The following is a 13,694-nucleotide window of genomic DNA, read 5'->3' as shown; positions in this document are numbered from 1 at the left end:
GGGGAGAGGGAGAAGGTATACAAAATGACCCAGTCCACTGCCCAGTTCGTCAACATCGGCGAGCGCACCAACGTTACCGGATCGGCCAAGTTCAAGAAGCTGATCATGGAAGACCGCTATGAAGAGGCGGTCGATGTGGCGCGCCAGCAGGTCGAGAACGGTGCGCAGATCATCGACATCAACATGGACGAAGGCCTGCTCGACGCGCACGCGGCAATGACTCGCTACCTCAAGCTGATCGCCGCCGAGCCCGATATTGCGCGCGTTCCGTTCATGATCGATTCGTCGAAATGGTCGGTGATCGAGGCAGGCCTCAAGTGCGTCTCGGGCAAGCCGATCGTCAATTCGATCAGCATGAAGGAGGGCGAGGAAGAGTTCCTCAAGCACGCCCGCATCTGCATGGATTATGGCGCCGCCGTGGTCGTCATGGCGTTCGATGAGGTCGGCCAGGCTGATACCAAGGAACGCAAGATCGAGATCTGCGAGCGCGCCTACAAGCTGCTCACCGCCAATGGCTTCCCGCCCGAAGACATCATCTTCGACCCCAATATCTTTGCGGTCGCCACCGGGATCGATGAGCACCGCCGCTATGCGATCGATTTCATCGAGGCGTGCACCGAGATCAAGAAGCGCTGCCCGCATGTCCATATTTCGGGCGGGGTCTCCAACCTGTCGTTCAGTTTCCGCGGCAACGAGCCGGTGCGCCGCGCGATGCACAGCGTGTTCCTCTACCACGCGATCAAGGCGGGGATGGACATGGGCATCGTCAACGCCGGCCAGCTCGACATTTATGACGACATCAACCCCGAGCTGCGCGAAGCGTGCGAGGACGTCATCTGGGACCGGCGTGAAGACTCCACCGAGCGGCTGATCACATTGGCGGAAAGCTTCCGCGGCAAGGACGAGCGCGCCGAGAAGCAGGCCGCCGAATGGCGCGGCTGGCCGGTGACCAAGCGGCTCGAATATGCGCTGGTCAAGGGCATCGATGCGCACATCGTCGAGGATACCGAGGAAGCCCGGCTCGAGGCGACCCGCCCGATCGAGGTCATCGAAGGCCCGTTGATGGATGGCATGAACGTGGTCGGCGACCTGTTCGGCGAGGGCAAGATGTTCCTGCCCCAGGTGGTGAAGTCTGCGCGCGTGATGAAAAAGGCGGTCGCCCACCTCTTCCCCTATATTGAGGCCGAGAAGGACCCCAATGCCAAGGGCAAGGGCCGGATCATCATGGCCACGGTGAAGGGCGACGTGCACGACATCGGCAAGAACATCGTCGGCGTGGTGCTGCAGTGCAACGGTTATGAGGTCGTGGACCTTGGCGTGATGGTCGCCTGGCACGATATCTTGAAAGCCGCCAACGACAACAATGCCGACATCATCGGCCTGTCGGGCCTGATCACCCCGTCGCTTGACGAGATGGTGACGGTGGCCGAGGAAATGCAGAAGGCGGGCATGACCATGCCGCTGATGATCGGCGGCGCGACCACGTCCAAAGTGCACACCGCATTGCGCATCGCGCCGGCATACGAAGGCCCGGTGATCCATGTGCTAGATGCCAGCCGCGCGGTCGGCGTCGCCTCGAACCTCGTCAGCCAGACCAACCGCGATCCGTTCGTGCTCAAGGTGGCCGAAGAGTACGAGGCGGTCCGTATCGCCCGCGCCAACAAGGGGCAGAACGAACTGGCCCCGCTGGAAGTCGCGCGTGCCAATGCGTTCGTCGCCGATATGGCCCAAAAGCCGCCCGCGCCGGCGCAGCCCGGGCTGCACGTGTTCGAGGACTGGGACCTTGCGGACTTGCGCGAAGTGATCGACTGGACGCCGTTTTTCCGCGCGTGGGAGCTGGCAGGCAACTTCCCCGCGATCCTCACCGACGAGGTCGTCGGCGAAAGCGCGACATCGCTGTTTGCCGATGCCAATGCGATGCTCGATCAGATCATCGCGGAGAAATGGCTCACCGCCAAGGGCGTGGTCGGGCTGTGGCCGTGCCAGCGCGATGGCGATGATGTGTTCATCCACGCCGGCGGCGAAGAAATCCGCATGCCGTTCCTGCGCCAGCAGATCGCCAAGCGTGAGGGGCGCGCCAATATGTGCCTGGCCGACTTCATCGATACGGCAGGCGACTGGATCGGCGGCTTCGCGGTCACTGCAGGGCATGGCATCGATGTGCATCTCGAACGCTTCAAGGCCAATCATGACGACTACAACGACATCCTGCTCAAGGCGCTCGCCGACCGTCTTGCCGAAGCCTTTGCCGAGCGGCTGCACCAGCACGTCCGCACCACCTTATGGGGCTATGCAGCGGGCGAGCAGCTGACCAACGAGGCGCTGATCAAGGAACAATATCGTGGCATCCGCCCGGCGCCGGGCTATCCCGCCTGCCCCGACCACAGCCAGAAGCCCGCGCTGTTCGAGATGCTCAAGGCCACCGACGCTACCGGCATCACGCTGACCGAAAGCTTTGCGATGCTGCCCACCGCAGCGGTCAGCGGTTTCTATTTCGGTCACCCTGACGCGTCGTACTTCGGTGTGGCACGGATCGGCGAGGACCAGCTGACCGATTATGCCCATCGGCGCGGGGTGGATATCGACATCGCCCGCCGCTGGTTGCGTCCCAATCTGGACTGACCGGCAATTATTGACTCTGGTCTTGTAAACCGCGACATCCTGCAGGGGCGAGGCATCGACCGGCCCCGGGAGGGGCCTCAAGTCACGTGACACCATCTGAACTCAGCGCCTATTTCTTCGTGCAGGTAGCGCTGATCATCGCCACCTGCAGGCTGATCGGTTATGCGGTGCGCCGCTGGCTGGGTCAGCCCCAGGTGGTGGGTGAAATGATGGCAGGGGTGGTGCTCGGCCCCTCGCTTTTCGGCTATTTCCTGCCCGATCTGCAATCCGCCTTGTTCCCGGCGGAAACGCGCAACGTGCTGTTCGTCTGCGCCCAACTGGGCGTGGGGCTGTACATGTTCATCGTGGGCCTGGGCTTCCGCTCGGATCATTTCCGCGCACAGATGGGCAGCGCGGCAGCCGTATCTTTCACCGGGATGGCGGTGCCGTTCCTGGTCGCGGTGGTGCTCGCGCCGATGCTGCAACGGGTGCCCGGATTGTTCGCCAGCGATGTCAACCAGTTCCAGGCGACATTGTTCCTGGGCGCGTGCATCGCGATCACCGCGTTCCCGATGCTTGCGCGGATCATCCACGAGCGCGGGCTGACCAATACCCGGCTGGGCAGCCTGACGCTGTCGGCAGGCGCGATCGATGATGCCGCGGCATGGACTGTGCTCGCGATCGTGCTCGCCAGCTTCGGCGACGGTCCGGGCGTGGCGATCAAGGCGATCGCGGGCGGCGCAGCCTTTGCCGCGTTCATGCTGATCTACGGACGTCGGCTGCTGGCTCCTCTTGGCCGGATCGCCGAGCGTGACGGCAAGGTCACGCACACCATGCTGGCGGTGGTTTTGGTGCTGTTTATGCTGGCCGCGTTCGCCATGGACTTCATCGGCATCCACGCGGTGCTGGGCGGCTTCGTGCTGGGTATCTGCATGCCGCGCGGCGTGCTGGCCACCGATGTGCAGCGTCAGCTCGAGCCGATCGTTATGGTGCTGCTGATCCCGATGTTCTTCGCCTATTCGGGCCTCAACACCCAGCTGACCGTCGTCAACAACGCCGAATTGCTGGCGATCGCGATGGGCATCCTCGCGGCCTCGATCCTCGCCAAGGGCGTCGCCTGCTATGTCGCGGCACGGCTGACCGGGCAGGATGTCTCGACTGCGATGGCGATCGGCGCGCTGATGAACGCGCGCGGGATGATGGAGCTGATCATCATCAATATCGGGCTGCAACGCGGCATCATCGGCCCTGCACTGTTCTCGATGCTGGTGATCATGGCGATCGTCACGACCTTCATGGCATCGCCGCTGTTCGATCTGGTCTATGGCCGCAAGCACAAGCACGAGCCGGTAACCGATGATGTGGTAACGAACGGGCCCAGCGCTGTCCCTTGAAGGGACGGGGGCCGTGTTAACCGTCTAAATCCGCGCAAAGTTCAGTGCAGATGCTATTGTCTGCCACATGACACTTCTCCGCATCGTCCTCTTCGCCACGCTGCTCGCCAGCATCGCTGTTCCGCTTTCCGCTCAGAACCGCCCCCTGCCCTATCGGATCGCCGAAACCGGGAAGGAATATCGCTCGCTCGCCGATGCGGTGTCGCGGATCGGCAATGGCAGCGGGACGATTGAGGTCCAGCCCGGCACCTGGCGCGACTGCGCAGTGCAGGAATCGGGCAACATCACCTTTCGCGCGGTCACGCCGGGAACCGCGATCTTCGATGGCGGCGTGTGCGAAGACAAGGCAACCTTGGTGCTGCGCGGAAAGACCGCCCGCGTCGAAGGGCTGATCTTCCAGAACATCGCGGTGCCCGACGAGAACGGCGCGGGCATCCGGCTTGAGCGCGGCGATTTGACCGTGGTCAACAGCCTGTTCCGCGACAGCCAGCAGGGCATCCTGACCGGCGCGAACACATCCGGGCGGATCGTAATCGACAGGAGCAGCTTTTCGGGGCTGGGGTTGTGCGCATCGGATTGCGCGCACTCGATCTATATCGGCGATTATGGCGCGCTCACCGTCACCCGCTCGCGCTTCGAACGGGGCCAGGGCGGACACTATGTCAAAAGCCGCGCGGCGCAGGTCAGCATCACCGATTCGAGCTTCGATGACAGCAACGGCAATGGCAGCAACTACATGATCGACCTGCCCGGCGGCGCCAGCGGCGAGATCACCCGCAACATCTTCGTGCAAGGCGAAAACAAGGAAAACTGGTCGGCGTTCATCGCGGTTGCCGCAGAAGGCCGCAGCTATTCGTCCGCGGGCCTGCAGATCTTCGACAACAGCGCCACCCTCGCCCCCGGCGTCTCGCGCAACACCTGGTTCGTCGCCAACTGGAGCCGCGATGCCATCCCGCTGGGGGAGAACCGGCTGGGCAAGGGTGTTGGTCGTTACGACCAGCGGTAACCGCGCCGCAGAGCCTGACGAAACAGGCGCTGATGGGCCATTGGTATTTGCCCTGAAAACTTCTACATGGCGGCGCATGATGATGGCGATTTTCCGGGCGCTGCTGGGCGCATGTCTGCTGGCGGGGCTTGCCCTTCCCGCCGCTGCGCAACCGCTGCAGCGCGGGCCCAACAACATCGCCGCCTCGCTGGTCGCCGAAAGCGCTGCGCCCGCACCCGGCAGCACGATCGACCTTGCCTTTGCGATGACGCCGAAATCGGGCTGGCACGGATACTGGCAGAACCCGGGCGATGCCGGGCTTGGCATGACGCTGACCTGGGACCTGCCCAACGGCGTCACCACCGCACAACTGCGCTACCCCGTGCCCGAAACGCTGATCATCGCCGGGCTGATGAACTATGTGTTCGAAGGCCCTTATGCGCCTCTGGTGGCGTTGACGATCGATCCCTCGGTTCGCCCCGGCACCCGCCTGCCGATCTCGGTCAAGGCCGACTGGCTGGCCTGCACCGACGAGATCTGCGTGCCCGAAAGCACGACGCTGACCACCAGCCTGACCGCAGGGGATGGCGCGATCAGCAAAGCGGACCGCAGCCGGTTCGACGGTTGGCGCCAGCGCCTGCCCGCACCTTTGGGCTCACAGGCGACGTATCAGGTCGATGGCCAGATCATCCGTATCGCCATTCCCTATCCCGCCGGTGGCGCGATCGATGCACCCTATTTCTTCCCGAGCACCGATCCGGGCGTCAGCTATCGGGCGCCCCAGGCGTTCTTCCGTGATGGCGACCGGCTGATCGTCCAGACCGAGGCAAGCGGCACGTTAACCGGGCCGCTGGCGGGCGTGCTGCGCATCGGCGAGCATCTGGGGCTGGAACTCGTCGCGCAGGCTGGCACGGTCGCCCCCGGCGGCGTGCGGATCGATGCGGCTGCAGCAGAGGAACCTTCAGGCGACGTACTCGCTTTGCTGGCAACCGCACTGGGCGGCGCGCTGCTCGGCGGGTTGCTGCTCAACATCATGCCCTGCGTCTTCCCGATCCTCAGCCTCAAGGCGATCAGCCTCGCCAAGGCAGGCGGCGACGAGCGCGCGGCGCGCCGCGATGCGCTTGCCTATACCGCAGGCATCGTTCTGGTCTGCGTTGCGCTCGGCGGGCTGCTGCTTGCGCTGCGTGCGGGCGGCGAGCAGATCGGCTGGGCGTTCCAGCTACAGGATCCGAGGATCATCCTGGCGCTGCTGCTGCTGGTCACCGCGATATCGTTCAACCTCGCCGGATTGTTCGAGTTCGGCAGCATCTCGGCAGGCTCCAGCCTCACGGCAAAGTCCGGCGCTACAGGATCATTCTGGACCGGCGCGCTTGCCGCCTTTGTCGCCACGCCGTGCACCGCGCCGTTTATGGCCGCCGCAATGGGCAGCGCGCTGATCCTGCCGGTGCCCGCTGCGCTGCTGGTGTTTGCCGGGCTCGGCCTTGGGCTGGCGCTGCCGTTCCTGGCGATCGGGTTCATCCCCGCCCTGCGGCGCCGCCTTCCCCGTCCCGGCGCATGGATGGCAACCTTCCGCCGGATCATGGCGGTGCCGATGTTCCTCACTGCGCTGGCATTGATCTGGCTTCTGGGTCAGCAGACGGGCAACACCGGCGTGCTGTGGGGCCTTGCCGCCGCGATGCTGCTGGCGATGCTGCTGTGGTGGCTGGGCGCGCGGCAAGCGGGCGGCCGTAGCGGCTGGGTGCCGCTGGTGCCGGCACTTGCCAGCGCAATCGCCGCGATCGTGCTGCTGCCGATGGCTGCAGGCGCTTCATCGCCCCGGACTTCGGCCAATGCGACCCTGCCGACGCAGGTGTTCAGCGAAGCAAAGCTGGCCGAACTGCGCAGCGCAAATACCCCGGTGTTCGCCTATTTCACCGCCGACTGGTGCATCACCTGCAAGGCGAACGAGGCCGCCGCGATCCAACGCGAGGCGACCGCCGCCGCCTTCAAGCAGGCAGGCGTGGTCGTGCTCGAAGGCGACTGGACCCGCCGCGACGCCGAGATCAGCCGCTATCTCGAGGCGCAGGGCCGCTCGGGCGTACCACTGTACGTGTGGTACAAACCCGGCAGCGCGCCTGTCATTCTGCCGCAGGTGCTGACCGTGGACACGCTGACCGCGTTGGTCGGCTGACCGTAGCGGTCGATCGTCCCGCTTACGCGGTGACCGCGCGCAGTCCCTCGATGAAATGCGGGATGTTGGCATCGGTAAAGCCTGCGATATTGATCCGGCCCGATCCCGCCATGTACACGCCATAATCAGCGCGCAACGCGGCGATCTGTTCGGGGCTGAGCTGCAGCACCGAGAACAGACCGTTCTGCTGGCCGACCGCGGACAGATTGACCGATCCGATCGCCTGATGCGCCGCCAGAGCATCACGAACCCCGCGCATCCGCGCCCGCATCGATTCCAGCTCGTCGAGCCAGATCTTGGTCAGGCCTTCGTCCTCCAGAATGATCCGCACCGATGCCGCGCCGTGATCGGGTGGCATCGACCAGTTGGCGCGCGCAAGGGCCGCGAGGTTGGACTGGATCGCGGGCTGCTGGCTTGCGCTTTCGGACATCACGTACAATGCACCGACGCGCTCGCGATACAGGCCGAAGTTCTTGTCGCAGCTATAGGCGATCAGCGCCTCGGGCACCTTGGCGAGCACGGCACGCAATCCATAGCCATCGGCCTCGAAGCCATGACCCAGCCCGTGATAGGCCAGATCGATCAGCGGAAACAGCCGCTTGGCGGCGACCGTCTCGGCAATCTGGTCCCACTGCGCATCCGAATAATCCGCACCGGTGGGGTTATGGCAGCAGCCGTGCAGCAGCACCGCATCGCCGGCCTCGGCCTTGTCGAGCGCGGCTTCTAGCGCGTTGAAGTCCAGCCGCTGGGTCGCGACATCGAGGTGGCGGAAGGTTTCGCAGGCCAGGCCCACCGCATTGAGAATCTGGACATGGTTGGGCCAGCTCGGGGTCCCCATCCAGATCCGCCGCGCCCCGGCCTTGAGCAGCAGATCCGCTGCCAGCCGCACCGCGCCTGTGCCGCCCGGGGTCTGCAGACCATCAATCCGCCCTGCCGGGTCAAAATCGCCCAGCATCCACGGCATAATCGCGCGGACGAAACCCATATCGCCTTCGGGGCCAAGGTAGCTCTTGCTGTTCTGTTCCGCCAGCAACCGCGCCTCTGCCGCCTTGATCGCGGCGAACACCGGGGTTGCACCATCGGCGGTGCGATAGACGCCCACGCCCAGGTCGATCTTTTCGGGCCTGCTGTCGGCGGCATAAAGCTTGATGAGCGCGAGCAGCGCATCGGCCGGTTGCGCCTTCAGTTGTTCAAGCACGGATAAATCCCCCAAGGTTCACAAGAATGTTGCCGAAAAACCAGCTGTCGGCGTCAGGAAAATGCGCGTGCCTCCATGCCGACAGCCGCGCGCGGGAGCAAGGCAAAAAGGCCGGTTGCTGCGATATCGCGACAACCGGCCTCTCGTTGCCCTTGGCAGTGCGACCCTGCGGGCTTGACCCTTTAAGCGGCGGACAGCGCCGACATCAAAACGGAACGAAATTGCGCTTGCGGGTGAACTTCATATACCCAGCGTTAACGCCAAGCCTCAGGCCCATGCCCATCCGCACCGGGATCAGCACGACATCGCCGCGCCGCAGATAGCTCGTGTGGAAGCCGCCAACCAGATAGGCTGCGCCCTCGCCTGCGCCAAAGCGCTTGTAGAGGTCCTCGCTGTCATAGAGGTTGTAGACCAGCACGAAGGTGTTGCCGGCATTAGCTCCGGCATCGAAGCCCACCGATGGGCCCGTCCAGTAGACCGGGCGCTCGCCTTCGACCTTGTGATGCAGCGTACCCGATCCATAGCGCAGCCCGACGACAAATGCGCCCGAAGCCTCGCGACCGACGATGTAACCATTGGGTTCGCCCTGCTTGCGCAGAACATCCTCGATCAATCCAGCCAGGCCCTCGGCCCCCTTGCCGAACACGCCCTCGGCCGCACCGATCAGGTCATCCTGCTGATAGCCGTTCGCGGGTTGTCCGGTCGCGCTTGCGAACCCTGGCTGCGGCATAGTTGCTGGAGGGGGAGCTGCCACCGTGGCGGTGGCGGCGGCAGAATCGGGTGTACCGTATTCGTATCCCTGATCGAGTGGCAGTTCGGACGAGGTAGCCACTTCCCTCTCCTCGCGCGGCGAGAGGTCGGCATCGATTGAATCGTTGGGATCGATGCTCCTGATCTGGGCAAAGGCCGCCCCGGCGGAAGGCCCACCCAACGACATGGCCGCCACCCCGGCAACCGCCAGAATATGCCTCAAAAGCCCCGACCGCATAACTTCCCTCCCGTTCATGCACGTGATCCAACGAATCCCGCATTTGTGGGCGGCACACAATGAACCGGCGATGACCCGAGTCGGTGGCGCGGTGACCCGAGTCGAAAACGCGCCAGGACGTGAAAACCGCCGAAATCCGGCGCCTCGCCCGATCAAATTCCGGCAATTGGCGAACCGTCAACAATCCAGTTGATCCCCGCCCAACCCGCCGCTATAGCGCGCTCTGGCCAATCGACCGGCCCCCAGGCAGGGGCTTGCTCGCAATAACATGCGTGCCATGCGGAGACGTGGGTGAGTGGCTGAAACCAACGGTTTGCTAAACCGTCGTGGGGGGATTACTCCCACCGAGGGTTCGAATCCCTCCGTCTCCGCCAATAACCTCACGTTTTCAATAGCCTAGTGACAACTGAAGGTTATTTGCCCACTTTTGTGCCCACTTTCTGCGCGTATCATGAGACGCACTGGCGCACCGAAGCGTAAGCCAAGAACAAATTCCGAATCCGGTCGGTCAGAATACATTATTGAATAAGATTGGCGTTTGAGGCCTATACACTGCGATATATTCTCATCGAATCTTGAAATGGTTTTGAACGTAGGGATCTGGGTTTTCCTCGAGATGTTCAATGAACTTCAAGGCGAACTCGTACGCGCCCTTGAGCCTAGAGAGCCACCCGGCCGTTCGACCCATGTTCTCAGCTAATGTTGCTTGGATCATCAGCGAGGGGCTTCCCGGGCAACCTACGACAGTCTCGTAGATGAACTTGGCTTCAATGTAGCGACCCCATGAGCGCACCATTTTGCCGCGGACGTGTATGCCGGCCAGAAAAATGGCAATTGAACCGCCCCGGGATTGCCGGAGGCCCTAACTCCTGAGAGGAAGGGCGTACGATGAGTAAGACAACCAACAAATTTGCACCTGAGGTTCGCGCACGTGCGGTCCGGATGGTCCTGGATCACGAAGGCGATCATCCATCACGATGGGCAGCGATTGTTTCGATCGCAGCGAAGATCAGCTGCGTTCCGCAGACGCTTCATGAGTGGGTGAAGAAGGCTGAGGTAGATAGCGGCAAGCGCGCCGACCGAGATGGCTGATCGCCTAAAGGCGCTCGAGCGCGAGAACCGCGAGCTTCGCCAGGCCAACGAGATTTTGCGCAAGGCATCAGCATATTTTGCGCAGGCGGAGCGAGCCTGATCCCTTTGGCTCCCGTTTCGGAGATGACTGCCTTCATTGACGAGCATCGTGAGGTTTATGGGCCATTTGACAGAAGATTTAGCCGATCTGCCGGGTTCTTCCGATCGCCCCATCCACCTATCATGAGCGTGTCGCTCAGCGACGAGATCCAGCAAGGCTAACCGTGACGGCTGCTGCGCTGCCATACGTCCAGTCGATGACCCCGAAGATATAGCCGCGGGTGAGAAGCTGTTGCATGGCTACGTTCATCAGCAAGGCAAGGGCAGCCATTGCCATCGCAGTCGAAAAGTTCAAGTTTTGCGGCATGAGGCGGAGGTCGGCAGGAACCGAGACGATCGCAAGAGTAACAGAGACCCAGACCAGTCCGATGACCAGACCTGCGCCCAGGTGCCATCCCGCATTGCTTGTGGACAAGCCGGCGTCGATACCCATTGGCGGCACGAACCGGATTAAAAGAACCGTGCCGAGCGCCAGCCCGATGAAAGGAATAGCTTCAAGCAGAAGCGCTTTTACGGGCGTTTCTTCTGGAACCATCGCCTGTTCGGTCGATGCAGCCGCCACGATAGCCAAGATAAACACAAGCAGCAAACACAGGCAACGCCATAAGACCGCCCAAAAATCCGAAGCTACTTGTTCCATAATGAACCCCCTTCAATTTCAGTGCTTCTATAGTTGCTGGCGATGAGGCAGTACGCCATTTTAATACCGTTCTCCCCCTGCCTCAGTCCACATTAGACATCTCAAACGCGCACCCATCCCCCAGAACAGGCTTGCACAAAATCGAGAGGCCATTCCGAGGCAAGACCCCGAAGGCATGAGGTGCTTCCGCATCAGGTGATGATCGCTCGCGCTTTCGCCAATAGGCTTATGCCGAACAGCACGATGGCGATCGCTACGACGGTCGATAGGATGGCAAGCTGTGCCGGGATCAACGCGAACAAGCCGTAGGCGTAGTCTCCGGCGAACAGGATGATGTATCCGATCAGCGACGCAAGCGCGACCGGCACGGCCGTGGCGTTCCGCGCGAGAAGTGCAATGCAAGCAAGTACGCCGCCGCCGGCGCCCACTGCGAACGCCAGATCCATCCAGACCGGCAGGTTGTAATAGGTTGCGGCCGCTTCTGCGCTCATCCCTTGCATCATCAGCCCGGCTTCGGTCTGATTGATGGAGCTCATCAGCTGAAACAGGCCGAACGCATTCCAGGCCGTACCCAGCACGGCCGTTATCAGCAGCCAGATCGGCAGGCGGGTTTTCGTCAAGGTGGCTTCGGTCATGTCAGTCCCCTCGGGTTGGTTCACATGACGATGTGCGTTGGCGGCGACCTATCTCGACAACGATGCGAAAAATATCTGGCGGCTTACCCGGTGCGATCGGCAAAGCCGCCCCCGAGCAGGAACTGCCGGACGCTGGCATCGCTGGTCAGACCCGCAGCGGTACGCGCCGCAGACCAGGCGGCCTTTTCGTCACCCGCCAGCAAGCACACCCGCGCCCGCGCAGCCCACCACGGTTGGTAGGTGGCGACCTCATGCATTCCATCAAGCATCGCGAGCGCAGCCTCGGTGTCACCATTTTCGGCATGAGCGACCGCGCGTGCGACCAGCCCGCCGATGTTCGGCGCATAGCGTGCCAGTGCATCGTAAAGCTCGACCAGTGGCTGCGAAAACCGCTCGCCAGTAAACCTTTGATGCGCGTGCAAAGACTGGATGGCGGCCTCGATCTGGAAATGTCCGGGTGACTTGAGTTGCGCGGCTCGGCGCAGCAGACGCTCAGCCTGTGCAATCATGGGGCGCGACCACAGGTCGATGTTCTGGCGATGGAGCGGCACGAACGCCCCATCGGGCGCGCGGCGTGCTGGGCGGCGTGCCTCGCAGTGAAGCATCAGCGAGAGAAGGCCGAGCACTTCCGCCTCATCCGGCATCAATTCAGTTAGCAAATGACCCAGCCAGATCGCCTCTTCAGCAAGGCCCACCAGTTTGGCGTCGGCCCCGGTAACGTCCTCCCATGCGGCGCCGTAGGCGGCATAGATCGCCGACAACACGCCGTCGATCCGCGCTGGCACGTCGTCGATGTCAGGCAGCGCAAACCCAATCCCGCTGTCGCGGATCTTGCGCTTTGCGCGCACAAGCCGCTGGCTCATCGTGGCTGACGACACGAGGAACGATCCTGCGATCCTCGCCGCATCGAGCCCCAGAACGGTCTGCAGCATCAGCGCCGGTTGCGCGTCGGGATCAATCGCCGGGTGGGCGCAGACGAACATGAGCTCGAGCCGCCGGTCACCGAACGGGCTGGTTTCCGCAGCGAGGCGCTCCTTGTCGAGCAACCGTAAGGTATCTGCGCTCCGATCTGCCGTATGCGCCCGAGCAGCGGCCCGGCCGATGCTGCGCCGGGCCACGGTGAGCAGCCAACCTACGGGATTAGCCGGCACCCCTTCGCGGGGCCATTGCAGCAGGGCGGCTTCGAGCGCGGCGGCTAGTGCATCTTCGCACGCGGCGATGTCCCTGGTTCGAGTGACCAGCAGCGCCAACAGCTTGCCATAGGATGTGCGCGCCGCAAGCTCGGCCGTGAGGGCAACGTTGCGGCGCGCTTGATCCATCAGCCTTCGGCGGGTGCCGGCAGCACGGGACGGACTTCAACCGATCCGGCCGATGCACAGGGCGCGCGCGCTGCCCATTCGAGCGCATCATCGAGATTGGCTACGTCAATTATGACATAGCCGCCCAGCATTTCCTTGGTGTCGGCAAACGGCCCGTCATGAATATGGCGCTTGCCGTCAACCACCCGCAGCGTCGTCGCCACCTCCGGGGTTTTCAGCCCGTTACCGCTGACCATCACGCCGCTCTGCGCCATGGCCCCCATATAGGCATTCCAGCCGCCCCAGTAGGTTCCGGCTTCGGCGGGATTGCCGCGTTTGCCCATTTCCTCGGCAGTTTCGAGATAGATCAGCATGTAATGCATCGTTCGGTTCCTTGTGTATGCAATCGACGCCGACATCAGGTCCGGCGCTGGAGTAGCAGATTTGCGTCTCCTATGTCTGTGCATCGGCAGCCGCAGATTTCGACCGAGGCCTGAAATTTGATTGTGACTAACCTCTAGGTTTCTTGACGTCTTCCAACCTAGTTTTGAGGGCAGGAGGCAATGACGGGAAGCTCAATTTCAGTGATAAGTT

Annotated in this window: 10 protein-coding genes, 1 tRNA gene and 1 pseudogene; 6 read left to right on the top strand and 6 right to left on the bottom strand. The window is 62.8% G+C overall.

All coding sequences use genetic code 11. The features are described from left to right. Nucleotides 1-24: 24 nt before the first annotated feature. From metH to IEW00_RS14635, 4 genes are all read left to right on the top strand, one after another. A complete protein-coding gene (gene metH, locus IEW00_RS14650) occupies nt 25-2,622 on the top strand; it encodes a methionine synthase (protein WP_188515149.1) in 2,598 nt (865 codons plus the stop codon). Nucleotides 2,623-2,708: 86 nt separating this feature from the next. Then, complete coding sequence (locus IEW00_RS14645) at nt 2,709-3,995, top strand: cation:proton antiporter (protein ID WP_188515148.1); 1,287 nt, start codon at nt 2,709-2,711, stop codon at nt 3,993-3,995. 67 nt (nt 3,996-4,062) lie between these two features. Continuing rightward, nucleotides 4,063-5,001, top strand: a complete 939-nt coding sequence (locus IEW00_RS14640) for a polysaccharide lyase domain-containing protein (protein WP_188515147.1) — start codon at nt 4,063-4,065, stop codon at nt 4,999-5,001. A gap of 82 nt (nt 5,002-5,083) precedes the next feature. Continuing rightward, entirely contained in the window at nt 5,084-7,150 is a 2,067-nt protein-coding gene (locus tag IEW00_RS14635; RefSeq protein WP_188515239.1) for a protein-disulfide reductase DsbD family protein, read from the top strand. A 22-nt stretch (nt 7,151-7,172) separates the two neighbouring features. Here the strand turns inward: IEW00_RS14635 and IEW00_RS14630 are convergent, their stop codons facing one another. Together IEW00_RS14630 and IEW00_RS14625 are read right to left on the bottom strand one after the other, a co-directional pair. Beyond that, nucleotides 7,173-8,348 (bottom strand): amino acid aminotransferase, encoded by a 1,176-nt coding sequence (locus tag IEW00_RS14630; protein ID WP_188515146.1) that lies wholly within the window; start codon nt 8,346-8,348, stop codon nt 7,173-7,175. 205 nt (nt 8,349-8,553) lie between these two features. Then, nucleotides 8,554-9,336 (bottom strand): DUF1134 domain-containing protein, encoded by a 783-nt coding sequence (locus tag IEW00_RS14625; protein WP_188515145.1) that lies wholly within the window; start codon nt 9,334-9,336, stop codon nt 8,554-8,556. A gap of 281 nt (nt 9,337-9,617) precedes the next feature. Between IEW00_RS14625 and IEW00_RS14620 the strand changes: the two genes are divergently transcribed. Both IEW00_RS14620 and IEW00_RS14615 read left to right on the top strand, forming a co-directional pair. Beyond that, a tRNA-Ser gene (locus IEW00_RS14620) sits at nt 9,618-9,710 on the top strand. Between the two features lie 514 nt (nt 9,711-10,224). Continuing rightward, nucleotides 10,225-10,700, top strand: a pseudogene (locus IEW00_RS14615) (transposase); the annotation flags it as partial. On the opposite strand, the gene IEW00_RS14610 reads toward IEW00_RS14615, so the two are convergent. The 4 genes from IEW00_RS14610 to IEW00_RS14595 all read right to left on the bottom strand — a co-directional run bounded on the left by IEW00_RS14610 (nt 10,664) and on the right by IEW00_RS14595 (nt 13,483). Next, nucleotides 10,664-11,167, bottom strand: coding sequence for a hypothetical protein (locus tag IEW00_RS14610; protein WP_188515144.1), 504 nt, complete (start codon nt 11,165-11,167; stop codon nt 10,664-10,666). The pseudogene IEW00_RS14615 and the gene IEW00_RS14610 overlap by 37 nt on opposite strands. A gap of 191 nt (nt 11,168-11,358) precedes the next feature. Beyond that, complete coding sequence (locus tag IEW00_RS14605) at nt 11,359-11,802, bottom strand: hypothetical protein (RefSeq protein ID WP_188515143.1); 444 nt, start codon at nt 11,800-11,802, stop codon at nt 11,359-11,361. Between the two features lie 83 nt (nt 11,803-11,885). After that, the gene (locus IEW00_RS14600; RefSeq protein WP_188515142.1) at nt 11,886-13,121 is read right to left on the bottom strand and encodes an RNA polymerase sigma factor; all 1,236 of its coding nucleotides are present in this window, start codon (nt 13,119-13,121) and stop codon (nt 11,886-11,888) included. Beyond that, the gene (locus IEW00_RS14595) at nt 13,121-13,483 is read right to left on the bottom strand and encodes a YciI family protein (protein WP_188515141.1); all 363 of its coding nucleotides are present in this window, start codon (nt 13,481-13,483) and stop codon (nt 13,121-13,123) included. Before IEW00_RS14595 ends, IEW00_RS14600 begins: the two co-directional genes overlap by 1 nt. Between the last annotated feature and the right edge of the window lie 211 nt (nt 13,484-13,694).

The sequence above is a fragment of the Blastomonas aquatica genome (genome assembly GCF_014639875.1).
GTDB lineage: Bacteria > Pseudomonadota > Alphaproteobacteria > Sphingomonadales > Sphingomonadaceae > Blastomonas > Blastomonas aquatica.
The sequence above is the reverse complement of the archived record's forward strand: the minus strand, read 5'-3'. Positions and strand labels throughout refer to the sequence as shown.